The following is a 21,302-nucleotide window of genomic DNA, read 5'->3' as shown; positions in this document are numbered from 1 at the left end:
GAACGGGGCACCGGCCCGGACGACCGCCGCGGCGGCGGTCCGGGCCGGTGCCCCCGCCGTACGACGGGCCCGAGCGCACGTATTGAAGTCTTGGAAACGACGGCGACCGCGGGGGCCGGCTGGGCCAGCATGGCGGTGTCCCTTCCATCGCCGCTGTCCGACCGGGGACCGGTCCCGCGCGGTCGGCAGAACGACGTGTCCGCGTCCCGGACGACCGGCCCGCCGGTACGCCCGGACGACGACCGGCCCCGCACTCGGCGCGGCCGGTGCGCGCCGCGACGACCGCTCGCGGGACGACCGCAACCCTAGGCTCTTGGGAGAAACCATGCTCAACGCCGTACAGCTCGCGCCCCCGGAGGCCGTCCTCACGGTCTCCGCGGCCGAATCGACGGAGATCGGCCGGATCGCCGAGCAGCTGCGGACGGTCTCGGACGAGGTCGACGACGGTGCCTGGGTGGCCGCCGCCAGGTCTGCCTGGCAGTCCCTGCCCGGCACCTTCCGGCAGCGCGTCCGCGCGTTCCGCCGCGACTCCGGTCCGGGCGGCGTGCTGGTGGTGCGCGGACTCCCGGTGGACGGGAGCCTGCTGCCGGCCACCCCGGCGGTCCCCGGTTCCGTACAGCGCACCACCACCGGACCGGCCGCGCTGCTGCTGATGACCGCCTGCGGGCTCGGCGACCCGGCCGCCTTCCTGGCGGAGAAGTCCGGCGCACTGGTCCAGGACGTCGTCCCCGTGCCGGGCCGGGAGGAGTTCCAGGGCAATGCCGGGTCGGTGGACCTGATGATGCACAACGAGAACGCCTTCCACCCGCACCGCCCGGACTACGTCATGCTGCTCTGCCTGCGCCCGGACCACGACCGGGTCGCCGGGCTCCGCACGGCCTCGATCCGCGAGGCGCTGCCCCTGCTGTCCGACGCGGCCAGGGAGTGCCTCGCCCGGCCGGAGTTCAGCACCCAGCCCCCGCCGTCGTTCGGCTCGGCCGACGGCCCGGTGCCGGAACTCCCGGTACTGATCGGCGAATCGGCCGATCCGGACGTCCGGGTCGACTTCGCCGCCACCACCGGACTGACCCCGGCCGCCCGGGCGGCACTCACCGAACTGTCCGCGGCCCTCGACGAAGTGTCCCGCACCGTGCGGCTGCTGCCCGGTGACCTGGCGATCGTCGACAACCACGTGACCCTGCACGGCCGGACCGCCTTCCGGCCCCGCTACGACGGCCTGGACCGCTGGCTCCAGCGGACCTTCGTCCTGGCCGACCTCCGCCGCTCGCGCGACCACCGGCCCGGCGACGGCTACGTGCTGGTGCGCTAGCGCGTGTCCGCGCCCGTCCGGCTCCCGGTAGCCGTCCACGTCGTCGTCCCGGCAGCCACCCGGGTCGCCGTCCCCGCCGTCGTCCCCGCCGTCGTTCCGGCAGCCGCCCGGAGCCACCCAGAAGCAGGAGAGCACAGCAGATGCAGCAAACGACCGCGCCGGCCGAGAACCCGCAGCCCGCGACCGCCGACGCCGACGGGGTTCCCGTCTTCCAGCTGATCGACCCCGGGCTGGTCCAGGACCAGTACGGGTTCTTCGCCGGCCTGCGGGCCAAGTCGCCCGTGTGGTGGGCCGAACTGCCGGACGGCACCCGCTGGCTGGTCCCCACCCGTTACGAGGACATCCGCCGGGCCCACCTCGACCCCGTACTCCGGCAGAAGCCGGACCCGGAGGACGACCCCGTCACCGACGAGGAGGGCGGCATCTGGCGCGTCTACAACGAGCACCCCGTGGTGTCCGACCCGCCGAAGCACACCCGCCTGCGCAAGCTCCTCAGCGGCGCCTTCACCGCCCGGCAGACCGAACGCCTGCGACCGCGCGTGGAGGAGACCGTGGAAGGGCTGCTGGACAGCCTCGCCCGGCAGGGCGCTGACGGTACGCCGGTGGACCTCATGGAGGGCCTCGCCTGGCAGCTGCCGCTCGTCCTGATCTGCGAGCTGCTCGGTGTCCCGGAGGAGCGCCGCGACGTCTTCCACGACTGGTCCCGCAACGCCCGCGACTTCACCGGCGGCAGCACCCACGAGGGCCGCGAGGAGATCGCCTACCGCATCATCGACGTGATCAAGGACCTCGTCGAGGAGCGCCGCGCCACCCCCACCGACGACCTGCTCGGCCAGATGGTGCAGGCCCGGGACGCCGACGAGGGCAGGCTGACCGAGATGGAGCTCATCTCCACCGCCTTCATCGTCCTGCTCGCCGGGTTCGAGACCAGCGTCGGCCTGATCGGCAACGGCGTGAGCGCCCTGCTCCGCAACCCCGGCCAGCGGGCCCTGGTCGAGAACGACCCGGCGCTGCTGCCCGCGGCCGTCGAGGAGTTCCTCCGCTTCGACCCGTCGCTCTTCCTCACCAACGTCCGCATCGCCGGGGCGCCCACCACCGTCGCGGGCGTCGACATCCGCAAGGGCCAGCCGGTCCTGCTCTCGCTCGGCGCCGCCAACCGCGACCCCGAGCAGTTCCCCGACCCGGACGAACTGGACGTCACCCGCAACGCCACCGGCCACCTGGCCTTCGGCTACGGCATCCACCACTGCATGGGCGCGCCGCTCGCCCGGATGGAGGCGGCCGTCGCGATCGGCCGGCTCCTCGAGCGCTTCCCCGATCTGCGCCACGCCGAGGGCCCGGACGTGCCCTACATCCCCAGCCCCATCTCCCGCACGCCGCTCAACCTGATGGTCCGCCTGGACCGGCCCGCGGACCTGCCGACCGGCTGACCGGCCGACCCGCCGACCGGCCGACCCGCGGAGAAACGTAGGGCCGCCCCCGCGCCACGGGGGCGGCCCTACGTCGCGCGGACACCTCGGGCGGCCCGCTCCGCGCTCACCCGCCCGTGCTCACCCGGGCGCGCAGGCGGGGCACCCCGCGGTCGTCCGGTGGTACTCCCAGGTGGCGGCGCCGAGCGCGACACCCCACAGCAGCCAGCACGTGTAGAAGGTCAGCGGCACCCACGGCCGCAGCCCGAAGTCGTCGGTGGACGCCTTCCCCGGGCCGAAGTAGTGCCGCACCCCGGCCGTGAACGCCGCCGGCCCCACCTGGGACAGCAGGGCCACACCGAAGGAGGCCGGCCCCAGGACCAGGAGACGCGGCACCCGGGCGCCACCGACCACCGGGACCCGGCGCGGCACGACCCGCCCCCAGGGCCGCACCAGGGCCAGTGACAGCACCGTCCCGACCAGCGCCGGAACGACCGGCACCCATCCCCCGCGGAGGCCGTGGATCAGCTCGGGCCGGGTGATCCCGACATCGCTGCCGCACTCCCAGGCGAGCTTGACCACCGGGTACGGCAGGGACAGCGCCACCGCCGCGTAGCCGCTCCACGACGGTGCCCGCAGCCCGCCCTCGGGGCCCGGGCGCCCGCACCGCGCACAGGTGGCGGCTCCGTGCTCCGCGTGCCGCGCGGCGGCCGACGCCGTCAGCGCGGCCGAGGCGAGCGCGAGGGAACGGGCCAGCACCCGGCGCGGGTCGACGCCGGGAGCCTCCGGAGCGTCCGGGGCACCCGGAGCGTCCGACGCGGTCGCCCGGCGGAAGAGGACGTCCAGTACGTCGAAGAGCACCGCACTGCCGCCCTGGGCGAGCCCCGCGGCGGCGCCGAGCGCCCCGAGTCCGGCGGCCCGGCGCACACCTCGGGGCGCCGCCGCGGCCGTCCCGAGGGCCAGTCCGCCGAGGGCCAGCGCGCCGGCCGCGGACGCTCCCCGCAGCAGCCGCTCGCCCGGGAAGGTGGACCCGCCGACGCGGCGGCGGGCGAGCGCGCCCGCCGCGAACGTCGCGGCGCAGCCCGCCGCCGCGAGCGCCGTCCGGGCCCGCGGCCGTCCCGGGCGCCGTCCTGCGGATCGCGGACCGCGGACGCCGCCGGTCCCTGCGCTCGTCGTCATACCAGCTCCCCGCCCGTGCCACCCAGGTCCCGTGCACCCTAGGCGTCCACCGGGCCGGGAGGGCAGTCCACTTCGAAGGATCGAAACCGCGCCGGGCCCACCCGGCCCGCCCGGGGTGGCACGCACTCAATTATTCGAAGCAGCCTGGGCCGCACCCGACCGGGCGGAACAGGATGGTGCAGCCCGTCGAGTGCCGCGGCCCGCCGGGTATCCCGCAGCCCGCACGAAACGGCGGAAACATGCCCGACACGACCGACACGCTGCTCGGCAGCGCCACCCCTGACCTGTCCGATCCCCGCCGGTACACGGAGGACGGCATCGAGGAGGTCTGGAGCAGCCTCCGCAGGACCCGGCCGGTGTTCCTGACCCGACGCCCCGGGGCCGCCGACTTCTGGTCGGTGCTGAGCCACGACCTGGCGACCCAGGTCCTCAAGGACAGCACCACCTTCTCGTCCACGGGGGGAATGCGCCTCGACGCCGACCCGGTGGCCAACGCGGCCGCCGCCGGAAAGATGCTCATCGTCACCGATCCGCCCCGGCACGGCGGAATCCGCCGGGTCATCAACTCCGCCTTCACGCCCCGCATGGTGAAGCGGCTGACGGACAACATCCGGCTGACCGCGGTCCAGGTGATCGAGGACGCGCTCGATCGGGGCGAGGTCGACTTCACCCAGGTCGCGGCGCGCCTTCCGGTCTCGGTCATCGCCGACATGCTCGGAGTGCCCCGGGCCGACTGGGACTTCATGCTCAAGCTGACCATGATCGCGTTCGGCGCCGACGAGGCCGACCGCACCGACCGGAACACCGTCGCCGAGGCGCACACCGAACTCCTGGTCTACTACGACAACCTGCTGCGACTCCGGCGGCGCGACCCCCAGGACGACATCGTCAGCGCCATGGCGCACGGCCTGGTCGACGGCGTCCCCCTCACCGACGAGGAGATCCTGCTCAACTGCAACGGGCTCATCTCGGGCGGCAACGAGACCACCCGCCACGCCACCACCGGCGGACTGCTGGCGCTCGTCCGGCAGCCCGAGCAGTGGGACCTGCTGCGGGCCGATCCCGGTCTGGTCCCCTCCGCCGTGCAGGAGATCCTGCGGTTCACCAGCCCGGCCCTGCACGTGCTGCGCACGGCCCGGCAGGAAGCGGTCCTGGACGGTCAGGTGATCCGCCCCGGTGACCAGGTGGCGGTGTGGCTGCCCGCGGCCAACCGCGACGAGGCGGTGTTCGCCGAGCCCGACCGCTTCGACGTCACCCGCACGCCCAACCGCCACCTCGCGTTCGCGCAGGGCACCCACTTCTGCCTCGGATCGGCGCTGGCCACCAGCGAACTCTCGATCTTCTTCGAGGAGTTCACGGCCCGGGTGGCGACCGCCACGCCGCACGGCGCGCCGCGGCGCCTGGAGTCCAACCTGGTCTGGGGCTTCACCTCGGTGCCGCTCACCCTGACCAGGCGCACCGCGCCGTGATCCTCCCCCGGACCGACCCCGGACCGCCCGCCTCCCCCGCGCGGGGGAGGCGGGCGGTCCGCCCGGCGGACGCGACCGGCACGGCCGGCGGGGAGTCTTGACGTGCATGCGCATTCCGAAGGTACGGAGGTCACGGTGGCTGTTCCTGCGAGTCCGACGACCGGACACGTCCCCCGGCCGGGGGCCGCGGGCCCGGAGCGGATGCTGTGGCGGCGCCGCTGGCCGGTCTGGGCACCCACGGCCGCCGCCCTGTGGGGCGCGTTGTACGCCGCCGTCGAGATCGCCTGGGCGGCGACGCGCACCACCGTGCAGTGGAAGGAGCACGCCGCCTACGCGCCGGGGGTCCAGCTCTCCCTGGCGGCCCTCGCCGTCCTGGCCGGCGCCGCCTGCCTGGCCACCACCCGGCCGCTCGCCAGGGCCGGCCGGGTCGCGGTGGCGGCGGTGCTGGCCGTGGCGCTCCCGCTGTTCGCCGTGGGCACGAGCGGTCTGCCGCTGTACTTCGTGACGCTGGTGACGCTCTCGGGGGTCGAGAGCGCCACGGGTCTGGCCCAGGTGCTGCTGAACACCACCGGGGCCGCACTGCTGCTGCTGGTCGCCCTCTCCTACCGCCGCCGGCTGCGCGGCGACTGCCCGCGGTGCGCGAGGCCGCACACCGGCGCCGACGACGGGCCGCTCGCCCACCCGGCCGCGTCCCGCGCCCCGCGGCGGACCCGGGCCGCGGTGTACCTGCTGATGTGCGGACTCCTGCCGTGGGCGGGCGTCAAGACCGTCTGGACGCTGGGCGGCGACGTCCTCGGCGTCTCGGCCGAGGAGTGGCAGGAGGCGATCAGCCCCGGCTCCTCGGGGCCGGTGAAGGCCGCGGCGTCGGTGGGGATCGACATCACCGTGCTGGCGGCCCTGGTCGGGATCTTCCTGCTGCTGGGCCTGCTGTACGTCTGGGGCCAGGTCTTCCCGCGCTGGACGCTCGTCCTGGCCGGACGACGCGTGCCGCGCCTGCTGCCGCTGGTACCGGCCTGGCTGACCGGCCTCCCGCTGGCGATGTACGGCTGCGTCCTCACCGTCATGGCCCCGCTCATCGCCGTCGGCGTGCTGTCCCCCTTCGAACCGGTCGCGCCGTTCACCAGCACCGCGCAGATGACCTGGATGGTCGAGTTCGGCGGCCTGGCGTTCGCCGGACTGGGCATCGGCCTCGTCGTCGCCGCGCGCTCCTACGGCGCCCGTACCCACCCCGTCTGCCACAGCGCCCTCGAACCGGCACACCCCGGGCCCGGGTCCGGGGCGTCCGCCCACTGACCGCCAGGAGGGTCCGTGCCCCCGCCCGGCCGCCGGCCCCTGCTCGCCGGCACCGCCCTCGTACTGCTCGCGGTGTGTGTGACCCCGCCCCTGCTGGACGGGCCGACCAGGTCGGACACCGCGGCGGCGGCCCGGCAGCTCGTCCTGCGACTGGTCGGCCACCACCGCGCCTACCGTGCCGTCGTCGACTCGCGGCAGCGGCTCCCCCACCTCGGCCGGCCGGCACCCCGGCCGGCCCGCAGCTCCGTCGGCAGGTCAGAGGCCGTCGATGGCTTGGGCGAGCGCGGCCCGCGTGGTGATGCCGAGCTTGGGGAAGATCCTGTACAGGTGGGCCCCGACGGTTCGGGGCGACAGCTGCAGCTGCCGTCCGATCTCCTTGTTGGTCAGACCGGTCGCGGCGAGCCCGGCGATCCGCAGCTCCCGCGCGGTCAGCCCGGCCGGTCCGGTGGCGGCCGGGCCCTCCTGCGGGAGGGTCACGGAGTCGCCCGCGGCGCGCAGTTCCCGCTCGCACTGTCCCGCCCAGGGCGTGGCGCGGAGCCGGCGGAACACCTGGTGGGCCGCGCGCAGCGCCTCCCGGGCCCCGGGCCGCTCGTGCCTGCGCAGCCAGGTTCCGTGGGCGAGCCGGAGCCGGGCCAGTTCGAACGCCCACTGCTCGGCGCCCGGGACGGCGTACGCGGCGCGGTAGGCGGCGTCGGCCTCGTCGTCGGCCGCGGCCAGGGCGGTGGCGGCGGCGCACAGGAAGGCGTGGCGGCCCGATATCCCGGCCGAGCGGGCCTGCCGCCCGGCCTCGAGGTGGGCCCGCGCCTCCTGGTGCCGGCCGGTGTGCACGGCGGCGGTCACCAGGTCGAGGACCAGCGCGTGACGCCAGGGCGGGCCGCCGGGCAGGTGCCCGGGCGGCGTGAGTTCGCAGAAGTGCGCGTAGGCCTCCTCGTAGCGCCGGTGGGCGAGCGCGACCAGGCCCCGCAGATGGGTCAGCCGGTCCAGGACGTACCGCATCCGGGCCCGGGTCGCGTGCGGCCGGACGGCCCGCTCGACCTCCGCCAGCCCGGCCTCGTCCCCCCGGCCGGCCAGGAAGTGCGCGTAGTACTGGCGGAACATCAGGCCGTTGGTGTGGTAGCCGAGCTCGTCCGCGATCTCGGCCTCGCGCAGGCAGACGGCCGCCCGGTCCCAGTGTCCGAGCAGGTAGTCCTGCTGGGCCTTGGCCTTGGCGACCGAGCCCTGGGTGGCGTAGCCGTGCAGTCCGGTGAACCGCTGCCACAGGTCGCCCTCCGGGCAGTCGAGCGCCGAGGCGGTCCACAGCAGCAGCCAGGCCGCGCCGGCCTCCTGCTCCTCGGTCATGCCCTCGGCCATCGTCAGCAGGGCCGCGGCCACGTCCGGTCCCGGGTCGGTCCAGGCCCGCAGGCACAGCCGGCCCGCCTCGGAGACCTTCTCCCGGTGGCGTTCCAGGGCGCGCCAGGCCCAGGGGTCGTCCGTGTACGAGGCGGCCAGGAGCAGCTTGAAGTAGGCCTGTTCGACCAGCCCGTCGAAGGTGTCGGCGCCCGGCGCGGTCAGGGTGTCGAGGGCCGCGGGCAGCAGCGCGGCGGAGGACTCGAAGTCGATGTGGTGGCTCTGGTCGGCGTAGACCACCGCGTACGAGAACAGCGGGGCGATGTCCGGCGGCACGACGGTGGTCCGCAGTTCCTCCACCAGGGCCGCGGTGTGGCGCAGCTGGCCGCCGCGGGCCGACATCACGGCGGCCCGGGTGAGCCGGCGGACCCGGTCGGCGCCGCCGGGGCTGAGGGCCGCGGCACGTTCGAGCAGGAGCGCCCCCTCCGCCTCGCCGCCCCGCCGGGCGAGGTCGCGGCCGGCCTCCTGGAGCCGGTGCGCGAGGTCCTCGTCGGGCAGCAGCGCCGCGGCCGCCTCGTGGACCAGCCGTCGGGGGTCGTCCGGTGCCAGGGCGTCGGCCAGCGCGCGGTGCGCCTCCCGCCGTGCGCCGTCGGAGGCGGCGGCGACGACGGCGGTGCGGACCAGGGGGTGCCGGAAGACGAGTTGTCCGGCCGGGTCGAGCCGGGCCAGGCCCTCCGTCCCGACCCGGTCCAGGATCTCCAGCGTGTTCTCGTCGGCGAGGGCCCGCAGCCACTCGCCGCTCCCGTACTCCGGACCGGCGGCGAGCGCTCCGAGCAGGAGGATCCGGCCGACCTCCGGTGTCACCGCCCCCAGCCGCTCGGCGAACATCCGCTCCAGCTTCCGTCCCAGCGGCAGCCGTTCGGGCAACGGTGCGGCGCCGCGCTGCTGGGCGTCCGCCAACTGCCGCGGCAGTTCCACCAGCGCCAGCGGGTTCCCGGCCGCCTCGGCCAGGACGCGCTCCCTGGTGGTGGCCGCGAGTCCGGGACAGTAGGTGGCCAGCAGCAGAGCGGCGTCCGACCGGGGCAGCGCCGGCACGTCGACGCACTCCGCCGACCAGCTCTGGGCGGCCGGTCCGTCCGCACGGGTGGCGCCGACGATCACCACCGGCAGATCGGCGCACCGCCGGTGCAGGAACGCGAAGACGGTCGCACTCGACGAGTCGACCCAGTGCAGGTCGTCCAGGAGCAGCAGCACGGGAGCGGTCCGCACCGCCTCCTCCAGCAGCACCAGGGCGGCGGCCCCGACGGCGAAGCCGCTCGGGGTCCCGGAGCGGACACCGAGCGCGCTCTCCAGCGCGTCCCGCTGGTGCGCGGACAGCGCGCCGGACCGCTGGAGCAGCGACCGGAACACCTGGTGCAGGGCTCCGAACGCGAGGTCCGTCTCAGCTTCCGTACCGACCGCGCGCAGGACCGTGAAGCCGCGCTCGCGCGCCACCCGCTCCACCCGGGCCAGCAGTGTGCTCTTGCCGACACCGGCGTCCCCGCGCAGCAGCACGGTGGAGCCGCTCGCGCCGTCCACGGCCTGCACCAGCGCGGCGGTCAGCAGTTCGGTCTCCCGCTGTCGGCCGACCGGTTCCGGGAAACGCCTGACCGCCGACACTGGTTCCGCTCCCTCGGGTCCGCTCGCCCGCCGCCCGGGCACCCAAGGTTACCGCCGGCCGGAACCACCGGATCCACTTCTACGGGGTGCCGGTCGGCCGCCCTCCGGCCGCGACGGCCGGCGCCCGGAACCGTCGCCCTCCGGCCGACCGGAGCCGACCGGGGGCGACGGGGCCGACCGGAGCCGACCGGGGACGGGGAGGCGGACCTCACGCGGAGGGGCCCGGCGCGGACCCGGCGGGGCCGTCGTCCCACCCGCGGTGGAGCAGCACGGTGGCGCCGACCAGCACCGCGCACGCCACCAGGGCCCAGGCGATCCGCCCGTGCAGGACCAGGACCGCGCCCGGGGCCGCGCCGGCGAGCATCGTGGCCACCGAGAGGATCCGGCGGCGCTGCCGGGTGGCGGTGCCGCCGGCGAGCCGGGAGTCGGCGGCCAGGCCGGTCAGGGTGAGGGTGAGCACGGTGGTGGTGAGGTCGGGTATCCCCAGGCCCCGCACCGTGGCGTTGCGCATGCCCATCGCCAGGGCCAGCAGCGCCGTCACCGCGTACTGCGCGGCCCCCTCGGGAGGGCGGACGAAGAGCACGGCGGCGGCCGCACCGTACAGCGCGGCCTCCAACCCGAAGACCGCGCGCAGCCGGGCGGGGCGACGGCCGGCACTCCACCGGGCCGCGATCCGGCCGCCCGCTCCCGCGCCGAGGAGGAAGGCGGCGAGCGAGGTCAGCGAGCCCGCGACGGAGAAGCCGGGGGCTCCGGCGAGGGCGAAGGCGATGACGACGACGTTGCCGGTCATGTTCGCGGTGAAGACGTGGCCGAGGCCGAGGTAGCTCACGGCGTCGATCAGGCCGCTGACCAGGGTGAGGCCGAAGAGGGCCAGCGCCAGCGGGTGACGGTCCTGGATCTGCGGTCCGGACGGCTGCGGCCCGGACGGCTGCGGTCCGGACGGCTGCGGGAGTGCGGTGCGGGAATCGGCTGCGGGTACGGCCACGACGGCTCCTTGTGGACGGAAGGGGACTGCGGGCGGGGGCACCGGCTCGGGCCGGCGCCGCCCGCGCCGGGACCGGCGGCGCGTCAGAGGAAGCACGGATCCAGCGGCACCCGGGGGCGCCCGGGGGCGGCGAGACCGCGGGCCGTACGCCAGGCGTGCTGCTCGTCGGAGGCGGCCACCGCCTCCAGGACGCCCTCGGCCTGCCGGACACCGGCGGCCGGGCCGGGGGCGGGGGTGGCCCGGTAGCCGCCGAAGCGGGTGACCGGGCTCCAGGAGGGCGACACCGGGGGCAGCCCGGGCGCCAGGCCCTCGTGCTCCTGGGCGGCGTGGACGATGCGTCCGCCGACGACGGTGAGCACGGACTCGATGTGCGGGATGTCGGCCTCCGGCACGGTGAAGTAGTCGGCGTCCAGGACCGCGAGGTCCGCGTAACTCCCGACCTTCAGACGGCCCTTGACGTCCTCCTCGCCGGTGAGCCGGGCGCCGCCGAGTGTGTAGAGCTCCAGCGCCTCCGCGCGGCCCAGCCGGTTGTGCGGGGCGGCCAGGCGCCGCCCCGAGACGGCCCGGCCGGAGACCAGCCAGTGCAGGGCGACCCAGGGGTTGTAGGAGGAGACCCGGGTGGCGTCGGTGCCCGCCGCGACGGTGAGGCCGCGCTCCAGCATCGCGCGCAGCGGCGGTGCCTCGGCGGCGGCCGGGGCACCGTAGCGGGAGACGAAGGCCTCGCCCTGGAAGGAGAGGCGGTTCTGCACGGACACGGCGCCGCCGAGGGCCGCGATCCGGTCAAGGCTGTCCGGGGTGACGGTCTCGGCGTGGTCGAAGAGCCAGCGGTTGCCCTGCGGGAAGAGGCCCTCGGCGGCGAGCTTCTCGAAGACGGCGAGGTCGCGGCGGATGGTCTCGTCGTAGGTGGCATGGAGGCGGAAGCCCCAGCCGTGCTCCGTCAGCAGTCGGACTGCCTTCTCGAACTCGCCCTCGTAGGAACCGAGTTGCGGCCGGGGTTCGGCGAAGTTCTCGAAGTCGGCGGCGGCCCAGGTGAGGTTCTCTCCCGCGCCGTTGAGGCGCAGCCACTCGTCGCCCTCGCCCGGACGCACGGTCTCGACCCAGCGGGCGAGGTCGTCCAGCTCCTGCCCGGCGGTCTGTGGGAAGAGGTGGTAGGCGATGCGCAGGGTCAGTTCGCCGCGACGGGCGAGTTCCGTGACGGTGCCGTAGTTCTCGGGGAAGCTCTGGAAGCCCCCGGCGGCGTCGATCGCGGAGGTGAGGCCGAAGCGGTTCAGCTCGCGCAGGAAGTGCCGGGTGGAGCCGAGGCGGTCGGCCTCGTCCAGGACGGGCGCCTTGGCGAGGGTGGAGTAGAGCAGCAGGGCTCCGGGGGCGGCGATCAGCAGGCCGGTGGGCTCGCCGTCGTGGCCGCGCACGATCTGGCCGCCGGCCGGATCGGGGGTGTCCCGGGTGAAACCGGCGGCCCGCAGTGCGGCCTTGTTGAGCAGGGCGGACTGGTAGAGGTGCAGGACGAAGACCGGGGTGTCGGGCGCCGCGGCGTTGAGCTCGGCCAGGGTGGGCAGCCGCCGCTCGGCGAACTGGTCGGCCGACCAACCGCCGACCACCCGCACCCACTGACCGGGCGGAGTGCGCTCGGCCTGGAGCTTGAGCACGGCGAGGGCTTCCCGCAGTGTCCGGACGCCGTCCCAGCGCAGCTCCAGCACGTAGTTGAGTCCGCCGCGGACGACGTGCAGGTGCGCGTCGTTGAGGCCGGGGACGAGCCGGCGGCCGAGCGCGTCGACCACCCGGGTGCCGGGGCCGACCAGCGGGGCGACGTCCGCGTCGTCGCCGACCGCACCGACCAGACCGTCCCTGACCGCCACGGCGGTGGCCCCGGGGCGGCGCGGGTCGTTGGTGAACACCTTGGCGTTGCGCACGACCAGGTCGGCGGGCTGCTCGGGGGCGCCGGGGCGGATCCCGGCGACGGGCATGGTGGACAACGGGGGTCCCTTCGTACGGAGCGGCCGACACGGTGCCGCCGACACGGAACGGCCGACGCGGAACGACTGACGCGGAACGGCTCGCTCCGGGGCCGCCCGACGGCCCGTTTCGAGGGCCGCCCGGCGAACCTAGGCACCCGGCGGCGGGGTGGATTCCCCTCAGCGCACCGGCGGTTGCCCCGCAGCGCACTCCGGCCGGCGGCCGGTCCGGAGTCCGCCCGCCGTGCGCTGTCGGGCCAGTCCCGGGCACCTGGCGAGCAGAACCGCCGGGCCGTCGCGCACTAACGTCGTCGACGAGCCGCCGGGCCGATCCGGCAGGCGTCCTACGCAGTGTCAGTTCCCTGCGCTCCCAAGAGATCCAGCATTCCGGAGAAGAGAAGAACCATGGTCGACCTCACCAACGTCCACGCCGCCCCGAGCCCGGACCTGCTGACCCCGGACAACGCGATGATGCTCTTCGTCGACCACCAGCCGCAGATGTTCTTCGGCACCGGCAGCGGCGACCGCACCGCCATCATCAACTCCACCGTCGGCCTGGCCAAGGCCGCGAGGATCTTCGACGTGCCGACCGTGCTGTCCACCGTCGCCGCCGAGTCCTTCTCCGGCCCGATCCTCCCGCAGCTGAAGGCCGTCTTCCCCGACCAGGAGGTGATCGACCGCACCACCATGAACGCCTGGGAGGACGAGGCCCTGGTCGAGGCGGTCAGGGCCACCGGCCGCGGCAAGATCGTCCTGTCCGGCCTGTGGACCGAGGTCTGCCTGGTCCTGCCCGCCCTCTCCGCACTGGAGCAGGGCTACGAGGTGTACGTCGTCGCCGACGCCTCGGGCGGGGTCAGCCCGCTGGCCCACGAGCACGCCCTGCAGCGGATGACCGCCGCCGGTGCCGTGCCGGTCACCTGGATCCAGGTCCTGCTCGAGCTCCAGCGCGACTGGGCGCGGGCCGAGACCTACGTCCCGGTGACCGAGCTGGTCGAGGAGCACGGCGGCGCCTACGGCCTCGGCCTGGTCTACGCCCACGCCATGATCGACCCGCACGCCGCCGGCTGACGGACCACCACGACCCGACGGAGTCCGACATGAACACGGGCCTTCTCCTGCTGCGCCTGGTCACCGGCCTGCTGATCGCGGGCCACGGCGTCCAGAAGGTCAGCTTCCACCTCGGCGGCGGCGGACTGGACGGCGGCAGCGCCGAGTTCCGGGGCGACGGCTTCCGCGGCGGGAAGCTCACCGCGCTCGCCGCCGGCGGCACCCAGATCGGGGCCGGGCTGATGCTGGCCGCCGGACTGCTCACGCCACTGGCCGGCGCGGGCGTGATGGGCGTGATGACCGTCGCCGTGACGGTCAAGTGGCCGCACGGGCTGTGGGTGCAGCACGACGGGTACGAGTTCCCGCTCGTCCTGACCGCGATCGGCGCGGCCCTGACCGCCACCGGACCCGGCCGGTGGTCGGCCGACGGGGCCCTCGGCCTGGCGCACTGGCCGCTGTGGTGCCTGCCCGCGGCCGTCGTCGCCGGCGTCGGCGGCGGCCTGGCCACCCGGCTGGCGCTGCACCGCGACTGAGGCGGGCGCAGCACGACGGGCTCGGGCCCATGGGGCGATCACTCCCCCATGGGCCCGAGCCCGTTCCGGCCGCGCACCCCCGCACGCCTCCGGCCCGGTGCCGGGGACCGCACGCCGGGCGCCGGACCGGACGCCGGACCGGACACCGGACCGGACCCGCCGACGAGGCGGGCCCGGCCCCCGGTCACGCCCCGGCTTCGGGCGTCGCGACCAAGTGCTCGGCGACGAACCAGACCTGGGTCTCGCCGGTACGGATCACCTGGGAGACCAGGAGGTCCTGGGTGCCGTCGTCGCCGAGCTCCGCCGTGCGGGCCGCGGCGTCGCGCACGTCGGCGAGCACCCTCTCGTGGGCGTCGAGCAGCCGCGAGAGCATCGACGGCACCCCCTCGATGCCGTCCGGCGGGCGCGGCACATCGGTGATCCCGGCGGCGTGCCGGGGGTCCCCCACCGCGACGCCGCCGAGGGTCTGCACCCGTTCGGCCAGCGCGTCGACCAACTCCAGCTGCTCCCGGGCGTGTTTGTCGAAGAGCAGGTGCAGCTGGTACGCGGTCGGCCCGCGCATGCCCCAGTGGTACTTCTTGTACAGCGCGTACAGGAACTGGGTGTTCGCGAGAGCGCGGTTGAGGCGCTGGGCGGAGTACTGCCGGGCGTCGTGCGAGAGCGCGATCGGCAGCCGGGTGACGGTGCCGAACTCCTGGATCTCCGGGCCGTGTCGGTGGAGGCGCGGCTGGCCGCTCATGGTGCTCCTGGGATTTCTCTGGGGCGGAATGCCGGACCGGGTCAGCGTAGGAACGCGACGGCCGGCGGCCTGTTCCCGCAGCGCACCGACCCGGCCGGTCCGCGCACAGGCCGGCCCGACCGGCCCGGGCCGACCCCGAGCGCTCTCGGACGACCGGCTGTGCTCCCAGAGGCAATCGCCCCCCGGCAGTGGCCCCTAGCGTGAAGCCGTCAACAGCGCGAACGCTGTCCGAGAGAAACGGGAACACCCATGCCGTACATCACCGTTGGCCAGGAGAACACCACCTCCGTCGACCTCTACTACGAGGACCACGGCACCGGGCAGCCGGTCGTCCTGATCCACGGATACCCACTGAGCGGGGCCTCCTGGGAGCGGCAGAGCGCCGCCCTCCTGGACGCCGGCCACCGCGTGATCACCTACGACCGCCGCGGCTTCGGCCGGTCCTCGCAGCCGACGACCGGCTACGACTACGACACCTTCGCCGCGGACCTGAACACCGTGCTGGAGACCCTGGACCTCCGGGACGCCGTGCTGGTCGGCTTCTCGATGGGCACCGGCGAGGTCGCCCGCTACGTCTCCACGTACGGCTCGGCCCGCGTCGCCAAGGTCGCCTTCCTCGCCTCGCTGGAGCCGTTCCTGCTCAAGACCGAGGACAACCCGGACGGCGCCGCCCCGCAGGAGTTCTTCGACGGCGTCGTCGCGGCCGCCAAGGCCGACCGGTACGCCTTCTACACCGACTTCTTCAACGACTTCTACAACCTGGACGAGAACCTCGGCACCCGGATCAGCGAGGAGGCCGTCCGCAACAGCTGGAACGTCGCCGCGAGCGGCGGCGCCCACGCCGCCTCGGCCGCCCCCACCTCCTGGTACACGGACTTCCGCGGCGACATCCCGCGCATCGACGTGCCCGCCCTGATCCTGCACGGCACCGGCGACCGCACCCTGCCGATCGACAGCACCGCCCGCGTCTTCCACAAGGCACTGCCGGCAGCCGACTACGTCGAGATCGAGGGCGCGCCGCACGGCCTGCTGTGGACCCACGCCGAGGAGGTCAACACCGCGCTGCTCGCCTTCCTCGCCAAGTGACCCGGACGGCCGCGCGTCCCCGCCCGCGGCCGTCCGCCCCCGCTCGGCACCGTCGCCGGAGCGTCCGTGGCCGGTACCGCCGCCGTCCTGACGACGGTGCCGGTGCCGACCGCGGGCCGGCTACCGGGCGACGGGGTCGACGAGCACGCCCTCCAGCAGCGCCGCCAGATACCGCCGGGCGGTGCTCGCGCGGGCCGCGGGGGCCGCGTGGACGGTCGCGGCGTAGGCGACGCCGCACATCAGCGGCACCAGGTCCTCGGGCGTGACGTCGGCCCGCACCGCACCGGCGTCACTGGCCCGTTGGAACAGCTGCCTGCCGACGGCGGACAGGGTCTGCCGCAGTTCGGTGGTACGGGGCAGCGCGTCGGCGGGTGCGGCGGTGACGGCGGACAGCGAGATGTCGGTGACCTGCGCCTCCACGGTCCGGGCGAGGAAGCCGGTGAGGGCGCGCGCCGCGTCCTCGTCGGACAGGGCCGCCTCGCCGTGGGCGGCCAGCGCCTCGAGCCCGGGGGCGGCCACGGTCTCGAGCAGGGCCTCGGCGGTGGGGAAGTGCCGGTAGACGGTGCCGACGCCCACCCCGAGGCGGCGGGCGATGTCGTTGAGCTGGAGTTGCGTGCCCTCGTCCAGCACGCCCCGGGCGACGGCGACGATCCGTTCCCGGTTGCGGGCGGCGTCCTTGCGCCGGGGAGCCGTCGTCATGCCGGGAAGTCTAACCGGATGACTCATCCGCCACCCGGCGCGGTGCGGTGCGGGGCCCGCTCACACCGTCCCGACGGGCGCGAGGCGCTCGCTGAGGCGGCGCACGGCCTCGGCGACGCGCGGGTCCGCCGCGACCCGTGAGGGAGGCACGGGTTCCACCCCGGCTCCGATGACGATGCCGGTCCGGCCGGTGAGCGAGGGGGCGGTGGCGGCGTGGACCGACGACCTGGCCGCCAGCGAGGCCGGGCCGGACGTGGAGCGCTCGAACCTGCGCCGCACCAGCGGCCAGAGCAGCCGGAGTCCGGGCGAGACGATGCGCGGGTCGTCCATGGTGCCGCGGGTCATGTCGGTCGCGGCGCCGCCGGGGTCGGCCGCGAACACCGAGACGCCGCTGCCGTCGAGGCGCCGGGCCAGTTCGAGGGTGTAGGCGAGGTTGGCGAGCTTGGCCCGGCCGTACCAGTGGAAGCCGTAGTAACCGCCCGGCGGTTCGACGGCCTCGAAGGTGCGCCTGGCGACACCGACCGCGGCCGAGGTGACGTTGACGATCCTGCTGGGCGCGCCCGCCCGCAGGGCCGGGAGCAGCAGTTCGGTCAGCAGGTACGGCGAGAGGTGGTTCACGGCGAAGGACGCCTCGATCCCGTCGACCGAGTCCTGCCGGCGGGGGAACATCGCTCCGACGTTGTTGACCAGCACGGCCGGCGGGCCGTCCTCGCCCAGCCGGGCGGCGAGGGCGCGGACCTCGTCCAGCGAGGCCAGATCGGCGGCCAGGAACCGGGCGGGGTGCGCGGGCGCCGTCGCGTCGATCCGCTCGACCGCGTGCGCGCCGCGCACCCGGTCCCGTCCGACCACGGTGACGGCGAGACCGGCCGCCGCCAGCCCCAACGCGGTCTCCAGTCCGATCCCCGCCGTTCCCGCCGTGACGACCGCGGTCCGCTTCATGGCACCACCCGTTCCTGTTGTGCGGATAGGTTATCCGTTTGATGGTCACCGTAGCAGATACGGATTACCTATCCGTTTCGCGCGCGGGAAGCGCCCGGACCGCCGACCCCTCGCGGCGGGCACCGGACGCCCCGGACCTCAGATACCGGCGGGCCTCAGACGCCCCCGGCCCGGGCGCCGGCGGACTGCTCCAGGTACCGGGCGGTGATCAGGTGGGAGAAGCCCATGATGGTCTCCTGCGGGCTGACGCCCGTGGCCCCCGGCAGGACGCTCGCGTCGCACAGCCGCAGGTTCGTGAAACCGTGCGGGCGCCCCAGGAGGTCGCACACTCCGCCCAGGGCGGGCGGCCCCGTCCGACAGGACGCCATGGCGTGGACCGAGATCAGGTCCCAGCTCTCGGGCCGGCCGTGCAGCGCGAAGTCGGCCGTCTGCGCGGCCGTCGACAGGCAGGCGGGTCCGGGCGGCAGCAGTTCGACCGCGCCGGCCTCCAGGAGGAGTTCGGCGGTCTGCCGGAAGGCCCAGCGGAGCAGTTCCCGGTCACTCGCGGTCAGGCGGTGCCGCAGCAGCGCGCCGAGGCCGGGCACCGCCAGCAGCCGGGCGGTGCCCCGGACGCTCACCTGGGTGGTGTAGACCGCGACCCGGTCCAACTGGGCCAGCATCCGGTCGACGGTCCCGGCGGGGTGGGCGGCCAGCGCCGCCGCGAGCGACCCCGGCGTCAGGTTCCCGGGCATCACCCGCACACCCCGGTCCGCGAACTCCTGCAACTGCGCCGTGAAGATGGTGCCCTCGCCGGCGCGGACGGGCTCGTCGAACCGCGCCACCGTACGGAAGTTGACGTGGAACGCGATGGCTCCGCCCGGGCCGCGTCCCCCGATGGCGCTGCGCCGCAGCAGCAGCGCGCTGCCGACCGGACCGGCGGCCAGGAACACCGTCCGCGGGAGGTAGCGCAGCCGTTGGCCGTCGCGCAGGGCGTGCACGGCCGTGACCCGGGTGCCGTCGTGTTCGAGCCGGACGACCCGGGTGTCGGGTTCGACGACCGCCGCGAGCCGTTCGGCGGCGGGCAGGTAGCTCACCAGCATGCTCTGCTTGGCCCCGGTGGGGCAGCCGGTGACGCACCGGTTGGCGTGCCGGCAGCCCCGTACCACCCGGCGGGCCGGTGCCCAGCGCCAGCCGAGCCGGTCGGCCGCCTCGGCCAGCAGCACCGAGTCGCGGTTCCCCCCGCCGGGCTGCTGGTCGACGACACCGAGGCGCCGCTCCGCCTCGGCCAGGTGGGGGGCGAGGTGGTGCGCCCGGTAGCCGTCGACACCCGCGGCCGCCCAGCCCTCCAGCAGGTGTTCCGGAGGACGCCAGAACAACCCGCCGTTGACCACGGTGGTTCCCCCCACGCAACGCCCCTCCCCGAAGGGGATGGTGGGCGCGCCGTGGATGGGCAGCAGACCGCCCTGGCGGTAGAGCACACGCAGGTTCTCCGCCGGGGACGCCCGGGTGATCCACGCCTGCGGCACGCGCGGGCCCTCCTCCAGGACGCGGACCTCCCGGCCCGCGCCGGCGAGTTCCAGGGCCGCCGTGCTGCCCCCGGCCCCCGAGCCGATCACCAGGGCGTCGCAGCGGACGGAACGGACGGCCCCGGTCATCGCGGCCCCCGACGCGGTGCGGCGGCGGATCCGCGCGGCAGGTCGAGCGGAGCGCGGTCCTCCGCGGCGCCGGGCGGCGGGCCCGGCGGAGCACCGGGCAGTTGACCGTATACAGCGCCGTCCGGAGCACCGTCCAGCGCCCCGTGCAGGGCCAACGCGAGGCTCACCCTGAGCAGTTCGGCGCAGCCGGGCACCGCGGACAGCCGGTCGGCGACCCGTCGCGGGCGGGTCCGGTCCGCGGCGCCCCGGAACGGGCCGGTCGGGTCCGCGAGCACGACGGCCGCCGGGAACACCCGCATGAGCAGGGCGAACACCAAGCGGTACGGCCCCGGGAGGGCGGCCAGTGTGGCGGCCGTGTGCCGGACGGCGGCAGCCCGGCGGGCGGGTTCGGACAGCACCGTACAGCGCCCCGCCCAGAGCGGCGGGAGCCCGGCGGAGCACACCCGCCGCTCCCAGACCCGCACCCGCCGCTCCCGGCCCCGCACCCGCCGTTCCCGGCCGCGCGGGTGACGGTGCTCCGGCGCGGTACGGAACCCTTCGACCGGTGCCCCGGGACGGGCCGCCGGGGCGCTCATGCGGTGACCTTCTCCCTGACCAGGCCCGCGAGGAGGCGGGGCATGCCCTTGGCCAGCACCGCGTCCAGGGCCTCCAGGAAGACGTCGAGGTCCGAGTCCACGGCCACCAGGGGAGGTGCGGCGATCAGCGGGAGGTCGTGGTTGGAGCCGTAGTAGGTGAGCACGCCGTGGTCGCGGTAGAGCGCGGCGACCACGGCGGCGGTGGCCAGTTTGGCCCCGGCCTGCGGGTCGCGCGCGAAGGAGGACGGCAGCAGCCTCAGCGCGTGGTCGAGAGTGGCCGGAACGTGGCGCAGGACGACGCCCTGGAGAGCACCCGTGCCGCGCACCTCCGCGATCAGGTGCGGGTGGCCGGCCGCGAGGGCGGTGAGGCCGCGGTGCAGCCGCTCGCCGAGGTGGCGCGCCCTGGCCGGGTAGTCGTCCTCGACCGCGATCGCCACGGCCTCCAGCGCGGTGACCGTCTCCTCCCCGAATCCGTAGTAGGTGGTGCTGTGCAGGGTGGCGTCGGGCAGCGAGTCGTAGGCCCGGCGGAAGACCGGCTCCCTGGCCACGTAGCCGGAGATGGACGCCTTGCCGCCGCCGAATGACTTGGAGGTGGTCACCACGTCCGGGACCAGGCCGCGGTGGCGCATGAAGTGGAAGAGCGAACCGGTCCTGCCCCAGGAGGTGTAGACCTCGTCGAAGATCAGGACGATGTCGTGCTCGGTGCACAGCCGGCGCGCCTCGCGCAGGAACTCCTCGGAGCACTCACGGAGGGCGGAGGCGCTGAAGGGCTCCAGGACCAGCGCGTAGACGTCGCTCCCGCCCTCGGGCGTGGTGTGCCGTTCCAGGGCGAGTTCGAGCGAGGGAAGGTCGCCGAAGGCGAAACTGTCCGTGCCGGGGATCCGCGGGAAGGTGAAGTGCACCTCCGGCGAGGCGGTCAGGCTTCCGGCGCCGAGCAGTTTCCCGTGGAAGGCGATGTCGGTGTGCAGCACCGTGCCGCGATGGCCGCGGTGGTACTTGTAGGCCATCTTGAGGGCGCCCTCGACGGCCTCCGCACCCGAGTTGGGGAAGTAGCTGACATCGAGGTCCCCGGGCAGCAGCTGGGCCAGGTTGTGCCCCAGCGCGGCGACGTACGGCGAGAAGTAGTTCTTGTGCACCTCCATCCGCCGCAGTTCCTGGAAGCGTCGGCGGGCGGCCAGGATGCGGGGGTGGTTGTGGCCGTGGTTCAGCACGCCGATCCCGCCGGTGAAGTCCAGGACCCGCCGCCCGTCCCGCAGGGTGATCCAGCAGCCCGAGGCGCTGTCCACGGCGTCGCGGCCGAATCCGAAGGCGGAGAGCAGGGTCACCTGGCCCCGGCTGACATGACGACGGTAGAGCTCGTGCACCCGCGCGACGGGCATCCGCTCGCAGTCCTCGGTGCTGATGAGGGAGTTCATGGCGTCCCTTCCCCGGGACCGGACTCCGGTCCCGTGCCGTGCCGCCGCGCCGCC

General features: G+C 75.0%; 17 protein-coding genes. 7 read left to right on the top strand and 10 right to left on the bottom strand.

Annotation, left to right across the window (positions count from 1 at the left end; all coding sequences use genetic code 11):
• The first annotated feature begins 325 nt into the window (after positions 1-325).
• Positions 326-1,309 (top strand): TauD/TfdA family dioxygenase, encoded by a 984-nt coding sequence (locus ACIPYS_RS27160; protein WP_400750641.1) that lies wholly within the window; start codon positions 326-328, stop codon positions 1,307-1,309.
• A gap of 140 nt (positions 1,310-1,449) precedes the next feature.
• Positions 1,450-2,739 carry a cytochrome P450 gene (locus ACIPYS_RS27155; RefSeq protein WP_400750638.1) on the top strand — a complete coding sequence of 430 codons (1,290 nt, stop codon included), beginning with the start codon at positions 1,450-1,452 and terminating at the stop codon, positions 2,737-2,739.
• 120 nt (positions 2,740-2,859) lie between these two features.
• Here ACIPYS_RS27155 and ACIPYS_RS27150 read toward each other — a convergent pair whose 3' ends face one another.
• Positions 2,860-3,897: a hypothetical protein gene (locus tag ACIPYS_RS27150; protein WP_400750635.1), complete on the bottom strand. Its 1,038-nt coding sequence runs from the start codon at positions 3,895-3,897 to the stop codon at positions 2,860-2,862.
• 239 nt (positions 3,898-4,136) lie between these two features.
• Between ACIPYS_RS27150 and ACIPYS_RS27145 the strand changes: the two genes are divergently transcribed.
• Positions 4,137-5,366 (top strand): cytochrome P450, encoded by a 1,230-nt coding sequence (locus tag ACIPYS_RS27145; RefSeq protein ID WP_400750632.1) that lies wholly within the window; start codon positions 4,137-4,139, stop codon positions 5,364-5,366.
• Positions 5,367-5,501: 135 nt separating this feature from the next.
• Entirely contained in the window at positions 5,502-6,659 is a 1,158-nt protein-coding gene (locus ACIPYS_RS27140) for a hypothetical protein (protein WP_400750629.1), read from the top strand.
• Positions 6,660-6,914: 255 nt separating this feature from the next.
• Here ACIPYS_RS27140 and ACIPYS_RS27135 read toward each other — a convergent pair whose 3' ends face one another.
• The 3 genes from ACIPYS_RS27135 to ACIPYS_RS27125 all read right to left on the bottom strand — a co-directional run bounded on the left by ACIPYS_RS27135 (position 6,915) and on the right by ACIPYS_RS27125 (position 12,593).
• The gene (locus tag ACIPYS_RS27135; RefSeq protein ID WP_400750627.1) at positions 6,915-9,644 is read right to left on the bottom strand and encodes a BREX system ATP-binding domain-containing protein; all 2,730 of its coding nucleotides are present in this window, start codon (positions 9,642-9,644) and stop codon (positions 6,915-6,917) included.
• A gap of 208 nt (positions 9,645-9,852) precedes the next feature.
• Positions 9,853-10,629: a YoaK family protein gene (locus tag ACIPYS_RS27130; RefSeq protein ID WP_400750624.1), complete on the bottom strand. Its 777-nt coding sequence runs from the start codon at positions 10,627-10,629 to the stop codon at positions 9,853-9,855.
• Between the two features lie 83 nt (positions 10,630-10,712).
• On the bottom strand, positions 10,713-12,593 hold the full coding sequence (locus ACIPYS_RS27125) for an amidohydrolase (RefSeq protein ID WP_400750742.1): 1,881 nt from the start codon (positions 12,591-12,593) through the stop codon (positions 10,713-10,715).
• A 393-nt stretch (positions 12,594-12,986) separates the two neighbouring features.
• On the opposite strand from ACIPYS_RS27125, the gene ACIPYS_RS27120 reads away from it, so the two are divergent.
• Together ACIPYS_RS27120 and ACIPYS_RS27115 are read left to right on the top strand one after the other, a co-directional pair.
• Positions 12,987-13,649: a hydrolase gene (locus ACIPYS_RS27120; protein ID WP_400750621.1), complete on the top strand. Its 663-nt coding sequence runs from the start codon at positions 12,987-12,989 to the stop codon at positions 13,647-13,649.
• A gap of 29 nt (positions 13,650-13,678) precedes the next feature.
• Complete coding sequence (locus ACIPYS_RS27115) at positions 13,679-14,161, top strand: DoxX family protein (protein ID WP_400750618.1); 483 nt, start codon at positions 13,679-13,681, stop codon at positions 14,159-14,161.
• Positions 14,162-14,345: 184 nt separating this feature from the next.
• Here the strand turns inward: ACIPYS_RS27115 and ACIPYS_RS27110 are convergent, their stop codons facing one another.
• Positions 14,346-14,900, bottom strand: coding sequence for a Dps family protein (locus tag ACIPYS_RS27110; RefSeq protein WP_400750615.1), 555 nt, complete (start codon positions 14,898-14,900; stop codon positions 14,346-14,348).
• A 249-nt stretch (positions 14,901-15,149) separates the two neighbouring features.
• Here ACIPYS_RS27110 and ACIPYS_RS27105 point away from each other — a divergent pair, with 249 nt between their 5' ends.
• Positions 15,150-15,986 (top strand): alpha/beta fold hydrolase, encoded by an 837-nt coding sequence (locus ACIPYS_RS27105; RefSeq protein ID WP_093859895.1) that lies wholly within the window; start codon positions 15,150-15,152, stop codon positions 15,984-15,986.
• Between the two features lie 120 nt (positions 15,987-16,106).
• On the opposite strand, the gene ACIPYS_RS27100 is transcribed toward ACIPYS_RS27105, so the two are convergent.
• The 5 genes from ACIPYS_RS27100 to ACIPYS_RS27080 all read right to left on the bottom strand — a co-directional run bounded on the left by ACIPYS_RS27100 (position 16,107) and on the right by ACIPYS_RS27080 (position 21,248).
• Entirely contained in the window at positions 16,107-16,685 is a 579-nt protein-coding gene (locus tag ACIPYS_RS27100) for a TetR/AcrR family transcriptional regulator (protein WP_400750611.1), read from the bottom strand.
• A gap of 60 nt (positions 16,686-16,745) precedes the next feature.
• Positions 16,746-17,624, bottom strand: a complete 879-nt coding sequence (locus ACIPYS_RS27095) for an SDR family NAD(P)-dependent oxidoreductase (RefSeq protein ID WP_400750608.1) — start codon at positions 17,622-17,624, stop codon at positions 16,746-16,748.
• 155 nt (positions 17,625-17,779) lie between these two features.
• Positions 17,780-19,258, bottom strand: a complete 1,479-nt coding sequence (locus ACIPYS_RS27090) for a GMC family oxidoreductase N-terminal domain-containing protein (RefSeq protein ID WP_093859898.1) — start codon at positions 19,256-19,258, stop codon at positions 17,780-17,782.
• The gene (locus ACIPYS_RS27085) at positions 19,255-19,833 is read right to left on the bottom strand and encodes a hypothetical protein (protein ID WP_400750604.1); all 579 of its coding nucleotides are present in this window, start codon (positions 19,831-19,833) and stop codon (positions 19,255-19,257) included. Before ACIPYS_RS27085 ends, ACIPYS_RS27090 begins: the two co-directional genes overlap by 4 nt.
• Complete coding sequence (locus tag ACIPYS_RS27080) at positions 19,830-21,248, bottom strand: aspartate aminotransferase family protein (protein WP_197698747.1); 1,419 nt, start codon at positions 21,246-21,248, stop codon at positions 19,830-19,832. The genes ACIPYS_RS27085 and ACIPYS_RS27080 overlap by 4 nt, the downstream gene beginning before the upstream one ends.
• Positions 21,249-21,302 lie beyond the last annotated feature (54 nt).

This window comes from Kitasatospora sp. NPDC089913 (assembly GCF_044748625.1).
Taxonomy (GTDB): Bacteria; Actinomycetota; Actinomycetes; order Streptomycetales; family Streptomycetaceae; genus Kitasatospora.
The sequence above is the reverse complement of the archived record's forward strand: the minus strand, read 5'-3'. Positions and strand labels throughout refer to the sequence as shown.

What these genes read in the sequence shown, in the direction of transcription:
- ACIPYS_RS27120 (WP_400750621.1), top strand. Translation starts at nt 12,987, where the DNA reads ATGGTCGACCTCACCAACGTCCACGCCGCCCCGAGCCCGGACCTGCTG.
- ACIPYS_RS27110 (WP_400750615.1), bottom strand. Translation starts at nt 14,900, where the DNA reads ATGAGCGGCCAGCCGCGCCTCCACCGACACGGCCCGGAGATCCAGGAG.
- ACIPYS_RS27095 (WP_400750608.1), bottom strand. Translation starts at nt 17,624, where the DNA reads ATGAAGCGGACCGCGGTCGTCACGGCGGGAACGGCGGGGATCGGACTG.
- ACIPYS_RS27100 (WP_400750611.1), bottom strand. Translation starts at nt 16,685, where the DNA reads ATGACGACGGCTCCCCGGCGCAAGGACGCCGCCCGCAACCGGGAACGG.
- ACIPYS_RS27115 (WP_400750618.1), top strand. Translation starts at nt 13,679, where the DNA reads ATGAACACGGGCCTTCTCCTGCTGCGCCTGGTCACCGGCCTGCTGATC.
- ACIPYS_RS27160 (WP_400750641.1), top strand. Translation starts at nt 326, where the DNA reads ATGCTCAACGCCGTACAGCTCGCGCCCCCGGAGGCCGTCCTCACGGTC.
- ACIPYS_RS27090 (WP_093859898.1), bottom strand. Translation starts at nt 19,258, where the DNA reads ATGACCGGGGCCGTCCGTTCCGTCCGCTGCGACGCCCTGGTGATCGGC.
- ACIPYS_RS27125 (WP_400750742.1), bottom strand. Translation starts at nt 12,593, where the DNA reads ATGCCCGTCGCCGGGATCCGCCCCGGCGCCCCCGAGCAGCCCGCCGAC.
- ACIPYS_RS27145 (WP_400750632.1), top strand. Translation starts at nt 4,137, where the DNA reads ATGCCCGACACGACCGACACGCTGCTCGGCAGCGCCACCCCTGACCTG.
- ACIPYS_RS27105 (WP_093859895.1), top strand. Translation starts at nt 15,150, where the DNA reads ATGCCGTACATCACCGTTGGCCAGGAGAACACCACCTCCGTCGACCTC.
- ACIPYS_RS27155 (WP_400750638.1), top strand. Translation starts at nt 1,450, where the DNA reads ATGCAGCAAACGACCGCGCCGGCCGAGAACCCGCAGCCCGCGACCGCC.
- ACIPYS_RS27085 (WP_400750604.1), bottom strand. Translation starts at nt 19,833, where the DNA reads ATGAGCGCCCCGGCGGCCCGTCCCGGGGCACCGGTCGAAGGGTTCCGT.
- ACIPYS_RS27080 (WP_197698747.1), bottom strand. Translation starts at nt 21,248, where the DNA reads ATGAACTCCCTCATCAGCACCGAGGACTGCGAGCGGATGCCCGTCGCG.
- ACIPYS_RS27150 (WP_400750635.1), bottom strand. Translation starts at nt 3,897, where the DNA reads ATGACGACGAGCGCAGGGACCGGCGGCGTCCGCGGTCCGCGATCCGCA.